Genomic DNA, 19,693 nt, shown 5'->3' on the forward strand with positions numbered 1-19,693 from the left:
CGCGTAACGGCACGCCCTGCCTTGATGCGGCCGGGCATATCCCGCCGCGCACGTTCCTTGCAAGGCGCGCGGCGCGAAGAACGGCATCGATGAACGAATGGCAATTTGCGGGTGGCAAAGCGCCGCTCATCCGTTAATGTCCGGCACCAAACGGGTTTGCGCAATCGGTAACAGCAAAACAGGGGGGAGCAGGCTCACGCAAGAGGTGCCGCTCGGCCTCGCATGAGGCGGGGGACGCGCGCCGGTGAGCCAGGTCTACAAAGTCGCAATCGTGGGGTCCGGCCCTGCGGGCATGAGTGCCGCGAGCCGCGCCGCGGGCCTCGGGCTGGACCATGTCCTGCTCGAAAAGACCGACCACCTGTCCGACACGATCTTCAAGTACCAGAAGGGCAAGCACGTGATGGCCACGCCATCGCAGCTCGTCCTGCGCTCGGACCAGGAATTCGACGCGGGCAAGAAGGAAGACATCCTCGGCAAGTGGAACGCGCGCACCGCCGAGCTGGGCGTGAACGTGAGATACAACGCCGACGTGAAAGCGATCCGCGGCACCGGCCCCGCCATTCCCGGCTCGGTGCAGAAGATCGTGACCCGCGCGCGCGACGGTTCGACCACCACCACCGAAATCCAGCGTCATGCCCCGCCCTATGCCATCGAACTGACCAATGGCGAGACGATCATCGCGGAAAGCGTGATCCTGGCCATCGGCACGCAGGGCAATCCCAACCTGATGCGCTGCCCCGGCGCCGACCTGCCGCACGTGACCTACCAGCTCGACGATCCCTACGCGATCCTGGACGAGCACGTCGTGGTGATCGGCACGGGCGACGCAGGGATCGAGAACGCGCGCGGGCTGGCGGAAGACCCCGCGCAGGGCAACGTCGTCTCCATCCTCAACCGCAATCCCAAGTCCACCAATGTGCGCGAAAGCTTCGCCACGGCGAAGGAGCCGAACGCCAAGGCGCTGGTCGAGGACGACGCGGCGGGCAAGCTGACGATCCGCTACGAGGCGGAGACCAAGGCGGTCGAGCCGGGCTGGATCACGCTGTCCACCCGCGACGGCGAGGAACGCATCCGCTGCGACCGGATCATCGCCCGTATCGGTTCCGCCCCGCCGCGCGCTTTCGTGGAAGGCTGCGGAATCGAGTTCGCATCGAGCGACCGGCTGGCCTTCCCCACGCTTTCGCCGCAGTTCGAATCGACCGCGCCCGGCATCTTCGTGATCGGCGCGCTGGCCGGCTACCCGCTGATCAAGCACTGCATGAACCAGGGCTACGACGTGGTCGAGTTCATCGCCGGCAACCGCGACCTGAAGCCGGCCGACGAACCGCTGCTGGAAGCCAAGTTCGCATCCTTGCCCGGCAATCGCTCGGTCAACGAATGGCTGGAGCTGCTGCGCGCCAACATCGCCATCCTCGAAGGCATGACGACGCTGCAGCTGCGCGAGTTCATGCTCGATTCCGACGCCCGCTTCTATCGCAAGGGCGAGACGATCTTCGAGAAGAACGATCCCGGCTCGTCGCTGTTCGCCATTGCCGACGGATCGGTCCACGTGCGGCTCGATCCCAAGGACCCGAGCAAGGTGGTGCCGATCCCCAAGGGGTCGATCTTCGGCGAAGTGGGCCTGATTTCCGGGCGCCGGCGCGGTGCGACCATCGTTGCGGCCGAAGACTGCATCTGCGTCGAGATCAGCCGCAACGCCGCGCTCAAGCTGCAAAGCCAGGTGCCGACCGCCAAGCGCGCGATCGAACGCATCTCGATCGAGCGGCAGCTGCTGCAGATGTTCGGCGCAGGGTTAACCAGCGCCGATGTCGGCGAAGTGGTGCAGACAGCGAAAGTGATGAACGTGCGCGCGGGCGACACCATCATCCGCGAGGGCGACGACGACCGCGACATCTACGTGATCCGCGTCGGCTCGATGATCGTGGAGAAGGAAGTCGGCGGCAAGCCGGTGTTCCTCTCCTACCTGCCCGCCGGGTCCTATGTGGGCGAAATGGCGCTGATCGACGGCGGCCAGCGCACCGCCACGGTGCGCGCCGCGATCAAGAGCGAAGTGATCCGCATCGACGGCGATGCCTTCTCCCGCGTGCTGGCGGCCAAGCCCGCGCTGCTGGAGCGTGCGCGCAAGGACATGGAAGTGCGCCGCGCGACCAATGCCTTCGTCGAATCGAAGAAGGACAGCTTCTCGGGCGTGGTCGACCTCTATTCCGAGCAGGCCAAGTTCCTCGTGTCGCAGGGCCTGGGCGAGGCGACCGACGTGCTGCTGATCGACGAGCGGCTGTGCGTGGGCTGCGACAACTGCGAAAAGGCCTGCGCCGACAGCCACGACGGCCTCTCCCGGCTGGACCGGGAGGCGGGCAAGAGCTTTGCGCACCTGCATGTGCCCACCAGCTGCCGCCACTGCGAGCATCCGCACTGCATGGCCGATTGCCCGCCCAACGCGATCCAGCGCGGGCCGGACGGCGAAGTGCGGATCAACGACACCTGCATCGGATGCGGCAATTGCCAGCGCAACTGCCCCTACGGCGTGATCCGCATGGACAAGGTGCCGCCGAAGAAGCCTTCGCTGCTGAGCTGGCTGCTGTTCGGCAAGGGTCCGGGACCGGGCGAGCCGCCCTACAAGTGGTCGAAGAAGAACACCCACTACACCGGCGATCCCGCGGTGGACGAGGCGCTCGACCGGAAGAAGGCGATCAAGTGCGACATGTGCGCCGGGATCGAGGGCGGGCCGAGCTGCGTGCGCGCCTGCCCCACCGGGGCCGCCATCCGCGTCTCGCCCGACGAGTTCCTGACCGTCGCGCGGCTCGAAAACGAGGGAGCCTGAGAGGATGGCCACCATCGCACCCCGGCGCCGCACCGGCGCCAGCCGCGAACGGACCAGCACGCACGAGGGCTTCCTCGCGCATCGCAATTTTCGCTGGCTCAAGCTTTCGGCCGCGCTCGCGTTCCTGCTGATCGCGCTCTACGTGTTCGTGCCGCTGCCCGGCACGCATTTCGGATCGAGCTGGCTGGGCTATACGCTGGGCACCGTAGGCGCGCTGCTGATCCTGTGGCTGACCATGCTGGGCGTGCGCAAGCGCGCGATCACGCCGGGACGCTGGAGCCTGAAGGCATGGACCAGCGCCCACGTCTATCTGGGCCTGCTGCTGATCGTGGTCGGCACGCTCCATTCGGGCTTCGCCTTCGGCTGGAACGTCCACACGCTGGCCTGGGGGCTGATGATGCTGGTCATCGTCTCGGGCATGTTCGGCATCTGGGTCTATGCCACACTGCCGCGCGCGCTGTCGGAAAACCGCTATGACGCCGACGGCGCGATCACCGAGAAGCAGATGATCGAGGCGATGCGCTCGCTCGACCGGCAGATCCACGACGCGGCGCAGCCGCTCGATCCGGAAGGTGCCGCGCTGGTCAACCGCAGCCTTGAGGAAGACCCTTTCGCCGGCACGTTCTGGAACCGCCTGACCGGGCGTTATCCCAGGGACGCGACACGCCATGCCGCATCGCAGCTGCGCCAGCGCCGCGCCTACCAGCCGCGCGTGGCCGACGATCCGGTGGAGAAAGTGGACGCGCTGCTGACGCGCAAGGAAGCGATGCTGGCGCGAATGCGGCGGCACCTGCGGCTCAAGACATGGTTGCAGGCCTGGCTCTATGTCCACGTGCCCGTCACCTTCGCGCTGATCGCCGCGCTGTCCGCGCACATCGTCAGCGTCTTCTTCTACTGGTGAGGGCCAAGCCATGACGTTCCTGGTCCGCCAGATCGCCCTGAAGTCCAACGGCGAAGAAATCATCCGCCCGTCGCGCGTCGAAGGCGGCGAGCTTGTCATCGGGCGCGACGCGTCCTCGGGCATTCACCTGCCCGACCTTGCGGTCGATCCGCGCCATGCCCGCGTCACCGAGGCGGCGGGCGGGCTGCTGCGCATCGAATCGATCGGCGACCAGCCGTTCGACGTGGACGGGCGCAGCACCAAGGGGCGCGAGATCGATCCCGACGTCGGCGCGGAACTGGGCTTTGGCGGGCACCGCATCACGGTATCGCGCGACGGCGAAAGCGGGCTGGCGGTGTTCACCGTGCGCCGCGTCGAATCCGTTTCGGAAAGCGCCGAGGATGTCGATCTCGGCACGGCCTACACGCTGAAGGGGCTGCTGCCGGGCAAGCGCATCTCTGCCTGGGGCTTTGCCATCTTGATGCTGGTGGCGTTCCTGGCCGTACCGATCTGGTCCTATGCCACGTACCAGCCACTGGCGATGCACAAGGATGCGCGCCGTCCGGCAGGCATTCACGGCGATACTTCGTGGTCGTCGGGCCATCTCAGCCTTTCGCACAAGAACCTCGAGAACGACTGCCAGGCGTGCCACACCAAGGCCTTCGTCGCGGTGACCGACAACGCCTGCCTCACCTGCCATACCCAGGATGCGCACAGCCACATCCCGGACAAGGCGCGCCTGCTGCGCGCGCGGGGAGAGCCGCAGGGCATGGCGAAGTTCACGCAGGCGGTGGCCACCGCGTTCAACCGGCCGCAGGGCAGGTGTGTCGGATGTCACACCGAGCATGAGGGCGCGGGTGCTATGCCTGCGACCCGGCAGCAATTCTGCACCGATTGCCACGACGGACTGAGGACGCGCTTGCCCGACACGAAGATCGCCGATGCCGCCGATTTCGGAACGGCCCACCCGCAGTTCAGGCCCGCGGTGATCGCGGGCGTGGGCGCGGACGGCAAGCCGCTGCTGCAGCGGGTGGCATGGACGCCTTCGCTGAAGGAGGCGAACGGCCTCAAATTCACGCACGCCCAGCACCTGTCGAAAACCAACGGCGTGGCGCAGATGGTCCGCCGCCGCGCGGGCCGCTTTGCCGCGAACGACGCGCTGGGCTGCCAGGATTGCCACAAGACCGAGGCCGGCGGCGCACGGTTCAAGCCGGTGGTGATGGAAGAGGCCTGCGAGAGCTGCCACAGCCTCACCTTCGACCAGGTGGGCGGCACGTTCCGCACGCTGCGCCATGGCCAGCCCGAGCAGGTGGTGGCCGAACTGCGCGCGTTCTATCGCGGCGGAATGCCGCCGCGCCCGGCCAGCCTTTCCGGCCTTGCACGCCGCGTGCCGGGCGATGCCGCCCTGCGCGCAACCGCCGCCGACTATGCCCGCGCGGTGCGCTTCTATCCCACGCGCGGCGATCAGGCGGTGGCACAGGTCTTCAGCAAGGGCGGCATGTGCTATGACTGCCACACGGTGACGCGCGGCGGCAGCATGGCGACCGGCGGTTTCACCGTGCAGAAGGTGGCGCAGAACGGCCGCTATTATCACGTCGGCTGGTTCGATCATAAGGACCACCGCAAGACCGACTGCGCCAGCTGCCATGTCCGCGCCGGCACGTCCAACGATGCCAGCGACCTGCTGGTGCCGGGAATGGACGGCCCCGGCGGGTGCCGTTCGTGCCACGTCGGCGAAAGCGGCAGCCATCTCGCTTCGGTCAAGGTCAAGGACCCGGTCGAATCGGGCTGCGCGATGTGCCACGCCTATCACATGGACGATGGCGCGCCGTGGAAACCGGCGGACGAACGCAAGAAGGGCGCGATGACGACAGCCGTGGCCGACCGGCCCCGTCTGCCCGCGCTGATGCGGTAAACCGGAGCCGATATGCTGATCGCCCAGATCACCGACATCCACCTGGGATTCGAGCCGGATTGCCCGGACGAGTTCAACCGCCAGCGGCTCGACCGCGTGCTGGCGGAACTCGCCGCGCTCGACCCGCGCCCGGACATGCTGCTGCTGACCGGCGACCTGATCGACCGCGGGGACCGCGACAGCTACGAGCGGCTGCGCGATGCGGTGGCCGGCCTGCCCTTCCCCATCCATTTCGCGCTGGGCAACCACGACGAGCGCGCCACGTTCCGCGCGGTGTTCCCGGACATTCCCTTCAACGACGGCTTCCTGCAATACGCGATCGAGACCGCGCCGATGCGCGTGCTGGTGCTCGATACGCTGGAAGAAGGGCGCCACGGCGGTGCCTTCTGCGACACCCGCGCGCGCTGGCTGGCGGCGCGGCTGGACGAGCAGCCCGGTCGCCGCACGCTGATCGCGCTGCACCACCCGCCCATGGAAGTGGGCATCCCGTGGATGAACACGGACCCCGCCGAACCGTGGGTGACGCGTCTGGCAGAGGTGCTGCGCGGGCGCGACAACGTGATCGGCCTGATCTGCGGCCATATCCACCGCGCCATCGCCGCGCGCTGGGAAGGCCTGACGGTCGCCACCTGCCCCTCGACCGCACCGCAGGTGGGGCTGGACCTGCGCCCGCTCGATCCCGAAACGCCAGATGCGCGCGCCCTGATCGTGGCGGACCCGCCCGCCTATGCGCTGCACTGGTGGAACGGGCGCGAGCTGATCACCCATTGGGATACGGCGAGCGACAAGGACGTGCTGGCGAAGTTCGATGCCGGCCTGCAAGGCATGGTCCGGCACATGATGGCGGAACGCCCGGCCGCGAGATCCCGTACGCCCGCGGTCTGACCGTCAGCGGCGGGCGCTGGCCATGCGCGGCGCGCCCGGTGCCAGCCCGTCGCGATTATAGGGGTCGGCACGGAACGCGATCTGGCCGTTCGCATCGGGCGCGGCGGTCAGATAGGTGATGTAGACCGGCACGGGCACCGGCAGGTCCACGCGCTGCTCCACCGCCTTGCCCGCCCTGGGCAATGGCTTGCCCATCAGCCAGCGGCCCAGCCGCGGCGCGTCTTCCAGCCGCACGCAGCCCGAACTGAACTGGCGTTCGTCTTCCTTCATCAGCCCTTTTTCGGGCGTGTCGTGCAGGTAGATGCCCTGCGCGTTGGGGAACATGAACTTGACCTTCCCCATGAAATTGTCACCGCCGGGCAGCTGGCGCACCCGCAAGTCCTCGGCTCCGGCGGCAATAGCCTGCCAGTCGACCCGCGCGGGGTCGATCACCCGCGCGTCCTCGTCCCAGCCGGACAGCACCTGATAGCCCTTGGCCTTCAGATACCGCAGCCCCTTGCCCAGCACGTTGGGCGCGATCCGGGCCTTCACCAGATCGGGCGGGATGTTCCAGTAGGGGTTGAGCTGGGCATAGCGCAGGAATCCGGCCATCATCGGCGTCGGCATTTCCGGCTTGCCCACCACCACGCGCATCGTGCCCACCGGCTGGCCGTCCTGCATCATCGTCAGCCGGGCGCCGGCGGCATCGACCAGCACGTAGCGTCCCTTCTGGAACGCGGGAATGGCGCGGACCCGTTCGAGATTGGCGGCCAGCAGCTGGCGGCTGCTATCGTCCAGGCCATCCTGCGCCAACGCCTGTCGCAGCGGCGCATACCACGGGTGCATCCAGCCCATCGTACGCACGAACGCGTCGATGGAAGGCGCGGCGGCGGCCATGCCCAGCACGGCGGCGGTCGTGGGCACACCGGGCGCGAGCGCCGGAGATTCATAGATCATGTCCGCACGCGGCGCCTTGCGCATCTGCTGGACATAAGCGGCCAGCGCGCGCGATGCGGCGATTTCGGCGCGCAGCAGGTTTTCCGGCGTGGGATCGTCGGCGCGTTCCAGCGCCTTGCGCAGATCGCCTTCGCGCGCCTTCTTCGGCTTGATGCCATCGAATTTCGAGGTGCGGATCAGATCGAGCAGCGCGGATGCCGCGGGCGAGACGGTGCCGCCCGTGATCCAAAGCGGGCGATAGCCGCGGCTGGCATAGAAATCGCGCAGTTGCGCCGCATCGCCGCCGCCGTCTTCCAGTTCACCGGCGAGGTCCGCCGGCGCCACCTGCGCATGGGCGGCGCCCGGTGCCATGACCAGCACCGACGCCGCCGCGCACAGCGAAAGGGTAAGGCGGCGGATGGAACGACCGCCATGGGACCGGATCATCCGCCGCATCGTACCCTCGTCGCTTAACCGCGCTCGCCGGCGCGGGTGTTCGAGGTGGGCTGGGTCGCCATCGGCGCGCCCGGATAGTAACGGCCTTCGGTGGTGTAGCCATCGACGCAGCCGTCGTTGTTGGCATCGGCCCAGACAGCGCCGGCCAGACCGCCGACCGCCGCACCGACAAGCGCGCCGGTCAGCACGCTGACTCCGCTAGCCAGAGCGCCAACGCCCGCGCCAAGCGCCGCGCCGCCGGCCGCGCCGGTCAGCGCCGTGTTGCCCACCGACTGGCAGGTGCGCGCGCCGGGCGCGTAGCCCGCCGGTGTGCCCGGATAGTACTGGCCGTTGGTGTAATAACCATCGGCCTGCCCATCGCCGTTGCGGTCGGCCCAGACCGCGCCGGCCACGCCGCCGATCGCACCGCCGACCACCGCGCCGGCGATGGGGTCGAAACCGGCCACGGCGCCAAGGCCCGCACCGGCGGCAGCGCCGGCAGCGGCGCCGCCCGCGGTGTAGGCCATCTTGTCGTTGCCCGGGGTGGAGGCGCAAGCGCCCAGCGACAGCGAGGCTGCGCTCACGAGGATAACGAAGGTCCCTTTCATAGCATCACTCCTTGACCGAACCCCCTGCTGGATAGGCCGCCAAGCCAACCCGGTGACGGTGACCGGGAGGGACGTGGCACGCCTTGTCCTGCCCGGGTCGCGGCATCGTAACGGAGTGTTCTGGGAAGGGTTCCGCGCCACCGGTTACAGTTGCGACGAAACGGTTCGTCGCAAATGGGTCAGCGAACCCCGGCGAGCGCCTTTTGCCGGCGGCGCTGCACCGAACTGCCAAGGCCGATCGCCTCGCGGTATTTCGCCACGGTGCGGCGGGCGAGGTCGAACCCGCGCGCCTTGAGAAGATCCACCAGCGCATCGTCGGAAAGCACCGCCTTGGCGTCCTCGGCGTCGATCAGCTGGCGGATCGCGGCCTTCACCGCCTCGGCCGAAACCGAGCCTTCGCCGTCCGCCGACGCCACGCCCGAAGTGAAGAAATACTTCAGTTCGAACGTGCCGCGGTCGCAGTGGAGATACTTGTTCGAGGTGACGCGGCTGACGGTCGATTCGTGCATCTCGATCGCCTCGGCCACGGTCCGCAGCGTCAGCGGCTTCAGCTGCGAGACGCCGTGGCGGAAGAAGCCGTCCTGCTGCTTGACGATCTCCGCCGCGACCTTGAGGATCGTCTTCTGGCGCTGGTCGAGCGCCTTGAGCAGCCAGTTGGCGTCGGCCAGCTTCTCGCCCAGCCAGGCCTTGGCTTCCTTGCCCACGCAGGCCCCGCGCATTTCGATGTAGTAGCCGCGGTTGACGACAAGGCGGGGCAAAGTCGCCTGGTTGAGCGCAATGTCCCAGCCGGCGATCTCGCCCGGCTTGCCGCCTTTCTGCGGCACCGAGCGGACGAGGATGTCGGGCACGACCGCCTCCGCCGTGCCGCCGCCAAAGCGCAGGCCGGGCTTGGGATCGTAGCCGCGCAGCTCCGCCAGCATGTCGGCGAAGTCCTCGTCGTCCACGCCGCACATCCGCTTCAGCCGCGCGAATTCGCCGCGCGCCACCAGATCGAGATTGTCGATCAGCCGGGCCATGCAGGGATCGTAGCGGTCCGCTTCCTGCGCCTGGAGCGCAAGGCATTCGGAAAGATTGCGCGCACCCACGCCGGTGGGATCGAGCGACTGGACCAGCGCCAGCGCGCGCTCCACCACGGCCAGCGGCAGGCCCAGCGCCTCGGCCGCCTCGCCCAGCGGCAGCGACAAATATCCCGTCTCGTCGAGCTGGTCGATCAGCCAGCGCGCGACGAACAACATCTGCGCATCAGACGAAGCCGCGCCCACTTGCGCGTGGAGATGCTCGGCCAGCGTTTCCTCGGCCCCGCCGCGCTCATCGATGTCCAGACCCTCGCCGCCGCCGGATGCAGCGCGGTGATCGACCATGTCGAGGCCCGAATTGCTGTCGCCGGTATCGCGGTCGCGGTCGAGCGTGGCGGGATCGATATCGAGCGGGCGGTCCTCGTCGGCGCGGCCTTCGCCTACAAGCTGGTCGACCGGCGAGCTTTCCAGATGCGTGCGGCGCAGGTCCTCGGCCCCCGCCTCGGGCACGTCCGCCGGCGCAGCCTCGCCCATTTCGAGCAGCGGATTGGCGTCGAGAGCATCACCGATGAACGTCTCGATCTCGAGATTGGACAGCGCCAGCAGCTTGATCGCCTGCTGGAGCTGCGGCGTCATGACGAGCGACTGGCTCTGCCGCAGATCCAGTCTCGGCCCGAGCGCCATCTAGTCCATCCCCCCTCGCTTCAGCCCGATCTAGAGCGTGAAGCCTTCGCCGAGGTAAAGGCGGCGAACATTGGGATCGGCCACGAGCGCTTCGGGACTGCCAGCGAACAGCACCTGACCGCCGTAGATGATGCAGGCGCGGTCGACGATATCGAGCGTTTCGCGCACGTTATGATCGGTGATCAGCACGCCGATGCCACGCCGCTTCAGGTCCTTCACCAGATGGCGAATGTCGCTGATCGAGAGCGGATCGATGCCGGCGAAGGGCTCGTCGAGCAGGATGATCGAGGGCCGCGCCGCCAGAGCGCGCGCGATTTCGCAGCGGCGGCGTTCACCGCCCGACAGCGCCATCGCCGGACTGGAGCGCAGGCGGGTCAGCCCGAATTCGTCGAGCAGCCGGTCAAGCTCGGCGGCGCGCGTCGCCTTGTCCGGCTCGATCAGTTCCAGCACGGTGGCGATGTTCTGTTCCACCGTCATGCCGCGGAAGATCGAGGTTTCCTGCGGCAGATAGCCAAGGCCCAGGACCGCGCGGCGATACATCGGCAGCTTGGTGATATCCACGCCGTCGAGCAGGATGCGCCCCGAATCCGGGCGGACAAGGCCCATGATCGAGTAGAAGCAGGTGGTCTTGCCCGCACCGTTCGGCCCCAGCAGGCCAAGCACCTCGCCCTTGCCCACCGACAGCGAGATGTCGGACAGCACGGCGCGCTTGTCATAGCTCTTGGCGATCGAGACGACTTCCAGTCCGCCCTGCGGGATCGGCGGCGAGGCTTCTCCGGCGGTGGGCGCGGCGCTGGTGGTCGCACTGGCGGGGGTGGTGAAGTCTGCTGTCATCGGGTCGGCGCTACCGCTTCTGGTGGACTCGGGCTTTCGCGCCCAAGCCATAGCCGCCTTGCCGGCACGGTCAAACCCCGCGCGGATCGGAACTGGCAGGATTTGTGCATGGAACCGGCCGCGAGGCAGCCCGTTGCGGTCACGGGCTTGAAACACGCCCGAAACGGTGTTCTACTCCTTTCGACCGGAAAACACACAGCGGCGGGGACGCAGGATGGTCAGGATCACATCGGCCGCACACGCGCATCACATCGATTGGCGCAAGCGCATGAGCGACAATGTCGCCTATGGCCTGCTGGTCTACACCGCCTTGCAGATTTTCGTGACGATGCAGGCCATCGAAGGCGATTCCGGATCGATGCTGCCGATGCTGGCGCTGGTGGTTCTGGTCGCCGCGATCATCCCGCTGTTCCGGCGCTTCGAACGGCACTGGGAACATCTCGACGATACCGCAGCCGCCGACCCTGCGCTGAAAGGCGCCTATCGCCGCGATCAGTTCGCGGTCTGGGCGCTGGCCATCGGCCTGCCCTTCCTGCTGACCGGCCTGTTCAAGGGCGCCGCAACGCTCTTCTGAAATCCGGTCGCCGCATTGTCCCGCTTTGCGCGAGCCGCTAGAGCCCGGCCTTTCGTTTCGCGCAGAAAGGCCCCGCCATGCTCTCGCCCGCCCAAGCCCAGGAACGCTGCCACGCGCTGATCGAACGCGCCACGCGCGCGGGCGCCGATGCCGGCGACGCGGTCTACATCGCCAATGCCTCGGAATCGGTGCAGGTCCGCCTCGGCAAACTGGAAGATGTCGAGCGTTCGGAATCCGAACACATCGGCCTGCGCGTGTTCGTGGGCGGCGCTTCCGCCTCGATCGGATCGAGCGACCTGGGCGATGGCGCGCTGGATGAACTGGCCGCGCGCGCCGTGGCCATGGCGCGCAATGCCCCCGTCGATCGCTTCGCCGGCCTTGCCCCCGAAGAACTGCTGCTGAAGGGCGCCCCGCTCAAACTCGACCTGGAGGACGCGCAAGAACCCAGCCCCACCGACCTGCGCCGCATCGCCGAAGAGGCGGAGGATGCCGCGCGCGCGGTGGCCGGCGTGACCAACAGCGAAGGCGGCAGCGCCAGCGCCGGGCGCGGGATCGTCGCGCTGGTCACCAGCCACGGCTTCAGCGGCGGCTACGGCGCGACAAGCCACGGCATTTCGGCCAGCGTGCTGGCGGGTGAAGGCGGCGCGATGCAGCGCGACCATGCCTGGCGCAGCGCGCGCCACGCCGCCGACCTGCTCTCCCCCGCCGAGATCGGCCGCCTTGCCGGCACCCGCACGGTGGCGCGGCTCAATCCGGGCCGGGTGAAAAGCGGCACATGCGCGGTCGTGTTCGATCCGCGCGTCGGCGGCTCGCTGGTCGGCCACCTGCTCGGCGCGATGTCGGGCGCGTCGATCGCCCGGCGCGCCAGCTTCCTGCTCGACAGGGACGGCGCGCAGCTGTTCGATTCCGCGATCACCATCACCGACGAACCGCACCGCCAGCGCGGTCCGCGCTCGCGCCCGTTCGACGGCGAGGGGCTGCCCACCGCGACGCGCAAGCTGGTCGATGGCGGACGCCTGACCGGGTGGCTGATGGATTCCGCCGCCGCCCGTCAGCTCGGCGCCGCCCCCACGGGACACGCCTCACGCGGGGGATCGGGCGCACCGCACGTCACCGCGAGCAACGTGGTGCTCCAGCCGGGCAGCGTCAGCCCTGCGGCGCTGATGGCCGACATCAAGGACGGGATCTACGTGACCGAGCTGATCGGCCAGGGGGTCAACGGCGTGACCGGCGACTACAGCCGGGGCGCGTCGGGCTTCCGCATCGTGAATGGTGAAATCGCGGGACCGATCGCCGAATTCACCGTCGCGGGCAATCTGATCGAGATGTTCGCCGCGCTGGTCGCGGCCGACGATCTGGACATTCACCGCGGCATCGACGTGCCCACGCTGCGGATCGACGGGATGAGCGTGGCGGGCGACTGAGCCGGCGCGCGGACCACGGAAAAAGCCCGGACCCGCCGTCCGACACCGGACGGCGGGCGGGATGGGTAGGATTACTTGGCCTGCTTGGCGCGCTCGATCGCCTCGATCGTGATCTGGCGTGCATCGGCGGCGCCGCCCCAGGTGCCGACGCGGACCCACTTTTCCTTTTCCAGGTCCTTGTAGTGCGTGAAGAAGTGCTCGATCTGCTGGAGCACGATCTCGGGAAGGTCTTCCTTCTCCTTCACGTCCGAATAGTACGGGAAGGTCGAATCGACCGGCACGCACACCAGCTTCTCGTCGCCGCCATGCTCGTCCTCAAGGTTGAGAACGGCGATCGGGCGGGCGCGGACGACCGAACCGGGGACGAAGGGCGAGCGCGCGATGACCAGCGCGTCGAGCGGGTCGCCATCGGGCGAAAGCGTGTGCGGCACGAAGCCGTAATTCGCCGGATAGCGCATCGGCGTGTGCAGGATGCGATCGACGAACAGCGCGCCCGAGGCCTTGTCGAACTCGTACTTCACCGGTTCGCCGCCAACGGGAACTTCGATGACGACGTTGAGGCTTTCGGGCGGATTGTCCCCGGTGGGAATCATGTCGATGCGCATGGTCTGCCTTTGCTTCGAGGCCGCGATGGGCCGGTGTGCGTGGGTTTTGCGGTGCCTCTAGCGAAGCCCCTTGTGCGCCGCAACAATACTTATCGCGTATAACTATAGACGGGGCTCAACTGCCGCCGAGCGCGTTGATGGTGAACGCGATGACGCCGATGTTGAAGACGAAAGCGGCGAAGGAATGCAGCGTGGCGATGCGCCGCACGGCGCGCGAAGTGATTTCGATGTCCGAGGTCTGGAACGTCATCCCCAGCGTGAAGGCGAAGTAGGCGAAGTCGAGGTAATCGGGCGTCGTCGTGCCCGGAATGTCGAGACCGCCGGCGTCCGCGCCCATTTCACCGTGGCGGGTGTAGTAAAGGTGCGCGTAATGCAGCGCATAGACCCCGTTGGCGAAGAACCAGGTCAGCGCCAGCGTGCCGATCAGGCGCGCCATCGCCAGCCGGTCGCCCTTGCTCGCCAGCGGCAGTTCGCCCGCGATGGCCGCCATGACCACCACCGTCAGCACCGAGGTGACGAGGAGGATCAGCACCCGGTTGGCGTCGTTCTCCTCCGAATGGCGGCGCATCGTCTCGATGTCGCAATCGCGCAGCAGCGGCCAGAGCGAGACGAGGAAAGCGATGGCCGCAAAATCGAAGCCCATCGCCAACGGATCGGCAAAGCCCTGCGCCCCGGTCAACGCGCGCCAGCCGAAGAACCCGGCGACCAGCAGCACGAGGAACAGGATGAAGCGCGGCGGTGCGATCTTCTCGCCCAGCCGCAGGCGCCGGATCGTCTGCATGGCGCTACTTCGCTCCCCCCTTGCGCGGCGCGAGCAGGGCGTCGAGCCCGACCGGGCCCTTGCCGTCCGTCACCCGCTCCAGCCATGGCCAGCGCAATCCGTCGTGATAGTCGATGGCCAGCGTGTAGACCCGGTCGTCGCGCTTCACGAGCAGTTCGATCGGCCTGGCCGTGCCTTTGGCAGCGGTGATCGCGGCCTTGATCGCTTCCGCGTCATAGGCGGTGCCGTTCACCGAGATCACCTGGATGCCCGAAACCAGCCCCGCGCGAAAGGCGGGGCCGTCCCAGCGGCTGGCCGAGATCTTGCCTTCCTTGTCGATCGCGACACCGATCGAATGGTTCAGGTTGGTATACTTGCCGTCGTCCATCCGCCCCTTGTCATAGGCGTTGGGCTGCTCGCGCCAGATAAGGCGATAGCCGCCGCGCTCGATCCCCGCGAGCGGGGCGGGCTGGCCCGGCGTCATGATCCGGGTCCGCAGGAAGCCCGCCCAATCATAAGGATAGACCGCGTTCAGCGCCTGCACCACGTCCGCCAGTTCATAGGGTGCGACGCCCCAGTCGCCGCCGCGCTGGCCGAAGAAGGCACGGGCGAAATCGTCCAGCCCCTTTGCCCCGCCAGTGCCCTCGCGGATGATCTGGTCCGCCTCCAGCCACACCAGCGCGCCTTCGGTGTAGTATTCCTCGGCACGGGCGAGCGAAGGGAACGGCTTGGGCTTGCGCGCGGCGAACACCGGATCGAGCGTGGTGTCCTCCACCGAGCGCCATTCCCGGCCCGGATATTGCGTGAACAGGCCGGCGTTGCTGGCCAGCATCCCCAGCACCATGTCCTTGCCCTGCACACCCGACCGCGCGGCGAGGACATAGCCCCAGAACTGGGTCTGCCCTTCATAGACCCACAACAGGTCGTCCTGCATCGGCTGCCGGTAGTCGGGTGTCCACAGCCGCGCGGGGCGGCGGAACTTGCCGTTCCACGAATGAACGAATTCATGCGGCACCACGTTGCGGTCCCAGTCGCCCTGCGCCCAGTCGATCCAGGTGCGCGGCTCCATCTGGTTCTCGCTGGAGCGGTGATGCTCCAGCCCGATGCCGCCCATCCGGTCGGTCAGCGCCAGCAGGAAATCGTAGTGGTCGAAATGCTGCGCGCCGAACAGCGCCTGCGCTTCCTCCACCAGGTTGCGATAGGCCTGAAGGTTCTCCGGCCTGATCGCCAGCAGCTCGGGCTTGTCCGCCACCGCATCGATGGAGACATTGCGGCCCAGGTCGAACCGCTGCGCATGGATACCGGCGAAGACCGGCGAATCGACCAGCGTTTCGTAGTCGGTCACGTCCCAGGTCACGCGGTTGCCGCTGGCCTTGCGCCCGTCCAGCGCGGTGAACACCGTCCAGTTGGCGGGAAAGGTGACGGTCGGCTTGATCCGGACCTGCCGCACATAGTGCCCGGCGGGATAGAGGCTCATCTTCTCCCACTGGAGATTGAGCATTTCGCGCGTGACGGTGATGCGGCCCTCGGCCTCGCGCAGCGGCGAGGTGTGGATCATCGTGGCCACGACTTCGCGCGTGCCGGCGGGCAGGTCGATGTGGAAGGCGTTCACCTCCACCGGGTCGCGCTTCCACGCCAGCGGCTTGCCATCCGCACTGAAGCGCACGTCGACCAGTTCGGCGAGCGGGCCGCGCGTGCCGTGGTTCCCCGGCAGCCAGCGCGGGAAAAGCAGCGTCAGCCGCGCCGCGCCGGGGGCGACCGGGATCGTCTCGGTCACGCGGAAAGCGCCGGTGACGGTGTCGGTCGCGTCAATGTCGAGCGCGATGGTGCCGGGATAGGGCACGTCCTGCGGATCGGGCACGGTCTGCCGGAGCGGCACGGCCACCGGACGGCTGTTGCCAGCGGGCTGGACCTGCGCGTGCGCGGTGCCGATGAGGCCAGTGGCGCAAGTGGCAAGGCTGAAGGCGAGAAGGGTCCGGGCGCCGAAGATCCGGAAAAGCGCAGGCGTCATCGTCATCGCCTTGTCATGGCGGCAACCGGTCGCATCCGCAACCGGTGAGGGCACGTGTGCGCCCATGCCTTTTATTGCGCGCCCTTTGGCGCTATCGGCCGCGGGACATGAGCAAGGAAACACCCCAGGCCATCCGTGGCACCCAGGACATCTTCGGCCCCGATGCCGAAGCGTTCGGCTTCGTCGTCGAGACATTCGAGCGGGTGCGCAAGCTCTACCGCTTCCGCCGGACCGAAATGCCGGTGTTCGAGAAAACGGCGGTGTTCTCGCGTTCGCTGGGCGAGACGACCGACGTCGTCTCGAAGGAAATGTATTCGTTCGAGGACCGCAGCGGGGAATCGCTGACGCTGCGCCCCGAATTCACCGCCGGCCTCGCCCGCGCCTATCTGACCAACGGCTGGCAGCAGCACGCGCCGCTCAAGATCGCCACGCACGGGCCGCTGTTCCGCTATGAGCGCCCGCAGAAGGGCCGCTATCGCCAGTTCCACCAGATCGACGCCGAGATCATCGGCGCGGGCGAGCCGCAGGCGGACGTGGAACTGCTGGTGATGGCCGACCAGCTGCTCAAGGAACTGGGCATCGCGGACGGGGTGACGCTCCAGCTCAACACTCTGGGCGATGCCCCCAGCCGCGAAGCATGGCGCGCCGCGCTGATCGACTACTTCCGCGCGCACAAGGACGCGCTGAGCGAGGATTCGCAGGACCGCCTGGAGCGCAATCCGCTGCGCATCCTCGACAGCAAGGACCCGCGCGACAAGCCTTTCACCGCCGACGCTCCGAAGATCGACGATTTCCTTTCGGACGAAGCGCAGGACTTCTTCGCCAAGGTTACCGCCGGGCTGGACGCGGCGGGCGTGGCGTGGACGCGCGCGCCGGCGCTGGTGCGCGGGCTGGACTATTATCGCCACACCGCGTTCGAATTCGTCACCGACCGGCTGGGCGCGCAGGGCACCGTGCTTGGCGGCGGCCGCTATGACGGGCTGATGGAAGCACTGGGCGGCGCGGCCACCCCCGCGGTCGGCTGGGCAGCCGGGATCGAACGGCTGGCGATGCTGGTGGCCGACGCGCGCGAGGTGAAGGAACCCGCGGCGGACGTGGCCATCGTGCCGATGGGCGCGGCAGCGGAAGCCGCCTGCCTGGGCCTCGCCGCCACGCTGCGGCGCGGCGGCTTGGTCGTCGAGATGGGCTTTCGCGGCAACATGAAGAAGCGGATGAGCCGCGCCAACGAAAGCGGCGCGCGCTTCGCGCTGATCGTGGGCGACGAGGAACTCGCTGCCGGTGAAGCCACGGTGAAGAACCTCGGCACGGGCGAACAGGCGCGCGTCGCGCTCCACGCGATTCCGGCGCACATCGCCGCCTGATGGCCATTTCCGACGCTCGCCTCGGGCAGATTGCCGCGCGTATTGCCGAGCTTGAGGCGCGACTTGCCTCGGGCACGCTCGAAGGAGAGGCCTTCGTCACCGCCAGCCGCGACTATGCCGAGCTGGAGCCGGTGGCGCGCGTGGCCGAGGAAGTGCAGGCGATGCGCGGCGAACTCGCCAGCCTCGCCACGCTCGACGATCCCGAGATGCGCGCGCTGGCGGACGAGGAAATCGCCCGGTTGAAGGCGGAACTGCCCGAAGCAGAGCATCGTCTCTCGGTCGCCATGCTGCCGCGCGACACGGCCGATGCACGCCCGGCCATGCTGGAAATCCGCGCCGGCACCGGCGGCGACGAAGCCGCCCTGTTCGCAGCCGACCTGTTCCGGATGTACGAACGCTTCGCCGCCGAGCAGGGCTGGCGCGTCGAGGTGATCAGCGCGAACGCCAACGAACTGGGCGGTTTCAAGGAAGTGGTCGCGCACGTTTCCGGGCAGGGCGTGTTCGCCCGGCTCAAGTTCGAAAGCGGGGTCCACCGCGTGCAGCGCGTGCCCGTCACCGAAAGCGGCGGGCGCATCCACACCAGCGCGGCCACCGTGGCCGTCCTGCCCGAGCCCGACGAAGTCGATGTCCAGATCGAGGACAAGGACCTGAAGATCGACATCTACCGCGCCAGCGGCGCCGGCGGACAGCACGTCAACACCACCGATTCGGCGGTGCGCATCACCCACCTGCCCACCGGCCTGGTGGTGATCTGCCAGGATGAACGCAGCCAGCACAAGAACAAGGCCAAGGCGATGCAGGTGCTGCGCACCCGCCTCTATGACCTGCGCCGCGAACAGGCGCAGGGCGTGGAAGCAGAAGCGCGCCGCGCGATGGTCGGCTCGGGCGACCGCTCCGAGCGCATCCGCACCTACAACTTCCCGCAGGGCCGCGTCACCGACCACCGCATCAACCTGACGCTCCACCGTCTGCCCGAAGTGCTCGAAGGCACCGGCCTTGGCGAACTGATCGACGCGCTCACCGCCGAGGACCAGGCCAAGCGGTTGGCCGCGATGGATTCGTGACCGTCGCCGAGGCTCTGCGCGGCGCGGCGCAGCGCCTTGCCGCGACCAGCGACACGGCGCGGCTCGATGCCGAAGTGCTGATGGCCCACGCGCTGGGCTGCTCGCGCACGGACGTGCTGCTGCGCCGCATGGCGGACCCTGCGCCTGCCGGCTTTGACACGCTGGTCGAGCGGCGCCTGATGCACGAACCGGTGGCCTACATCGTCGGGCATCAGGACTTCTATGGACTGGAGCTTGAGGTCAGCCCGGATGTGCTGATCCCGCGCGGCGACAGCGAAACCTTGATCGAGGCCGCGCGCGAGGCCTTTGCCGGGCGGCCGGGGCCAAACCGCGTGCTCGATCTTGGCACGGGCTCGGGCGCGCTGCTGCTGGCGGCGCTTTCGCTCTGGCCGCAGGCGCAGGGCATCGGGATCGAGCGGTCGCCGGGCGCGCTGGGCGTTGCACGCCGCAACGCCGCCTCGCTTGGCATGGCGAGCCGTGCGACAATGCAGGCCGGCGACTGGACGGCACCCGGCTGGAGCGAGAGCCTTGGCACTTTCGATCTGGTCCTGGCGAACCCGCCCTATATCGAGACGGCCCAGCCGCTGGCGCCTTCGGTGCTCGATTTCGAGCCGGCAAGCGCGCTGTTCGCGGGCGCGGACGGGCTGGATGACTACCGCGTGCTGGTCCCCCGACTGCCCGACCTTCTCGCCCCCGACGGCATCGCGCTGGTCGAGGTGGGCTGGACCCAGGGCGAGGAAGTGGCGGCACTGGCAGACGCCGCCGGCCTCTCGTCCCACCTCCATCGTGACCTTGCCGGTCGAGAAAGAGGCGTCGAAATGCGCCGGAAACCCTAAATAGCACTTGGCAAGGCACCGGCGCTTCCCTAATTAGGGCAAAGGCAGGGCGACGGATGAAGGCT

General features: G+C 68.1%; 16 protein-coding genes. 9 read left to right on the forward strand and 7 right to left on the reverse strand.

Annotated features, from left to right (window positions below; genetic code table 11):
- The first annotated feature begins 244 nt into the window (after nt 1–244).
- Genes OLX02_RS04940 through OLX02_RS04955 form a run of 4 tightly spaced genes read left to right on the forward strand, consistent with a single transcriptional unit; the run spans nt 245 to nt 6,501 of the window.
- Nucleotides 245–2,821, forward strand: a complete 2,577-nt coding sequence (locus tag OLX02_RS04940; RefSeq protein WP_264420745.1) for a cyclic nucleotide-binding domain-containing protein — start codon at nt 245–247, stop codon at nt 2,819–2,821.
- Between the two features lie 4 nt (nt 2,822–2,825).
- Entirely contained in the window at nt 2,826–3,722 is an 897-nt protein-coding gene (locus OLX02_RS04945; protein WP_264420746.1) for a hypothetical protein, read from the forward strand.
- A gap of 10 nt (nt 3,723–3,732) precedes the next feature.
- Nucleotides 3,733–5,616 carry a cytochrome c3 family protein gene (locus OLX02_RS04950; RefSeq protein ID WP_264420748.1) on the forward strand — a complete coding sequence of 628 codons (1,884 nt, stop codon included), beginning with the start codon at nt 3,733–3,735 and terminating at the stop codon, nt 5,614–5,616.
- Nucleotides 5,617–5,628: 12 nt separating this feature from the next.
- The gene (locus tag OLX02_RS04955) at nt 5,629–6,501 is read left to right on the forward strand and encodes a phosphodiesterase (protein WP_264420750.1); all 873 of its coding nucleotides are present in this window, start codon (nt 5,629–5,631) and stop codon (nt 6,499–6,501) included.
- A gap of 3 nt (nt 6,502–6,504) precedes the next feature.
- On the opposite strand, the gene OLX02_RS04960 is transcribed toward OLX02_RS04955, so the two are convergent.
- The 4 genes from OLX02_RS04960 to lptB all read right to left on the reverse strand — a co-directional run bounded on the left by OLX02_RS04960 (nt 6,505) and on the right by lptB (nt 10,993).
- The gene (locus OLX02_RS04960) at nt 6,505–7,863 is read right to left on the reverse strand and encodes a L,D-transpeptidase family protein (protein ID WP_264420751.1); all 1,359 of its coding nucleotides are present in this window, start codon (nt 7,861–7,863) and stop codon (nt 6,505–6,507) included.
- Nucleotides 7,864–7,886: 23 nt separating this feature from the next.
- Nucleotides 7,887–8,459 carry a hypothetical protein gene (locus OLX02_RS04965; RefSeq protein WP_264420752.1) on the reverse strand — a complete coding sequence of 191 codons (573 nt, stop codon included), beginning with the start codon at nt 8,457–8,459 and terminating at the stop codon, nt 7,887–7,889.
- 179 nt (nt 8,460–8,638) lie between these two features.
- On the reverse strand, nt 8,639–10,159 hold the full coding sequence (rpoN, locus tag OLX02_RS04970) for an RNA polymerase factor sigma-54 (protein WP_264420753.1): 1,521 nt from the start codon (nt 10,157–10,159) through the stop codon (nt 8,639–8,641).
- Between the two features lie 30 nt (nt 10,160–10,189).
- On the reverse strand, nt 10,190–10,993 hold the full coding sequence (lptB, locus tag OLX02_RS04975; protein WP_264420754.1) for an LPS export ABC transporter ATP-binding protein: 804 nt from the start codon (nt 10,991–10,993) through the stop codon (nt 10,190–10,192).
- 268 nt (nt 10,994–11,261) lie between these two features.
- Between lptB and OLX02_RS04980 the strand changes: the two genes are divergently transcribed.
- Nucleotides 11,262–11,567, forward strand: a complete 306-nt coding sequence (locus OLX02_RS04980) for a hypothetical protein (RefSeq protein WP_319641233.1) — start codon at nt 11,262–11,264, stop codon at nt 11,565–11,567.
- A 77-nt stretch (nt 11,568–11,644) separates the two neighbouring features.
- Nucleotides 11,645–12,991 carry a TldD/PmbA family protein gene (locus OLX02_RS04985; protein ID WP_264420756.1) on the forward strand — a complete coding sequence of 449 codons (1,347 nt, stop codon included), beginning with the start codon at nt 11,645–11,647 and terminating at the stop codon, nt 12,989–12,991.
- A 71-nt stretch (nt 12,992–13,062) separates the two neighbouring features.
- Here the strand turns inward: OLX02_RS04985 and ppa are convergent, their stop codons facing one another.
- The 3 genes from ppa to OLX02_RS05000 form a co-directional block, all read right to left on the reverse strand.
- A complete protein-coding gene (ppa, locus tag OLX02_RS04990) occupies nt 13,063–13,596 on the reverse strand; it encodes an inorganic diphosphatase (RefSeq protein WP_264420758.1) in 534 nt (177 codons plus the stop codon).
- A gap of 115 nt (nt 13,597–13,711) precedes the next feature.
- Nucleotides 13,712–14,377 (reverse strand): DUF1345 domain-containing protein, encoded by a 666-nt coding sequence (locus OLX02_RS04995; protein WP_264420760.1) that lies wholly within the window; start codon nt 14,375–14,377, stop codon nt 13,712–13,714.
- 4 nt (nt 14,378–14,381) lie between these two features.
- Complete coding sequence (locus OLX02_RS05000) at nt 14,382–16,367, reverse strand: M61 family metallopeptidase (protein ID WP_264420762.1); 1,986 nt, start codon at nt 16,365–16,367, stop codon at nt 14,382–14,384.
- 107 nt (nt 16,368–16,474) lie between these two features.
- On the opposite strand from OLX02_RS05000, the gene hisS reads away from it, so the two are divergent.
- From hisS to prmC, 3 genes are read left to right on the forward strand one after another with little or no spacing between them, the layout of a single operon-like run.
- Entirely contained in the window at nt 16,475–17,728 is a 1,254-nt protein-coding gene (hisS, locus tag OLX02_RS05005; protein WP_264420764.1) for a histidine--tRNA ligase, read from the forward strand.
- Nucleotides 17,728–18,792: a peptide chain release factor 1 gene (prfA, locus tag OLX02_RS05010; protein WP_264420765.1), complete on the forward strand. Its 1,065-nt coding sequence runs from the start codon at nt 17,728–17,730 to the stop codon at nt 18,790–18,792. Before hisS ends, prfA begins: the two co-directional genes overlap by 1 nt.
- Nucleotides 18,789–19,628: a peptide chain release factor N(5)-glutamine methyltransferase gene (prmC, locus tag OLX02_RS05015; RefSeq protein WP_264420767.1), complete on the forward strand. Its 840-nt coding sequence runs from the start codon at nt 18,789–18,791 to the stop codon at nt 19,626–19,628. The genes prfA and prmC overlap by 4 nt, the downstream gene beginning before the upstream one ends.
- The last annotated feature ends 65 nt before the right edge of the window (nt 19,629–19,693 follow it).

It is taken from the genome of Novosphingobium sp. KCTC 2891 (assembly GCF_025938155.1).
Classification (GTDB): Bacteria; Pseudomonadota; Alphaproteobacteria; order Sphingomonadales; family Sphingomonadaceae; genus Novosphingobium.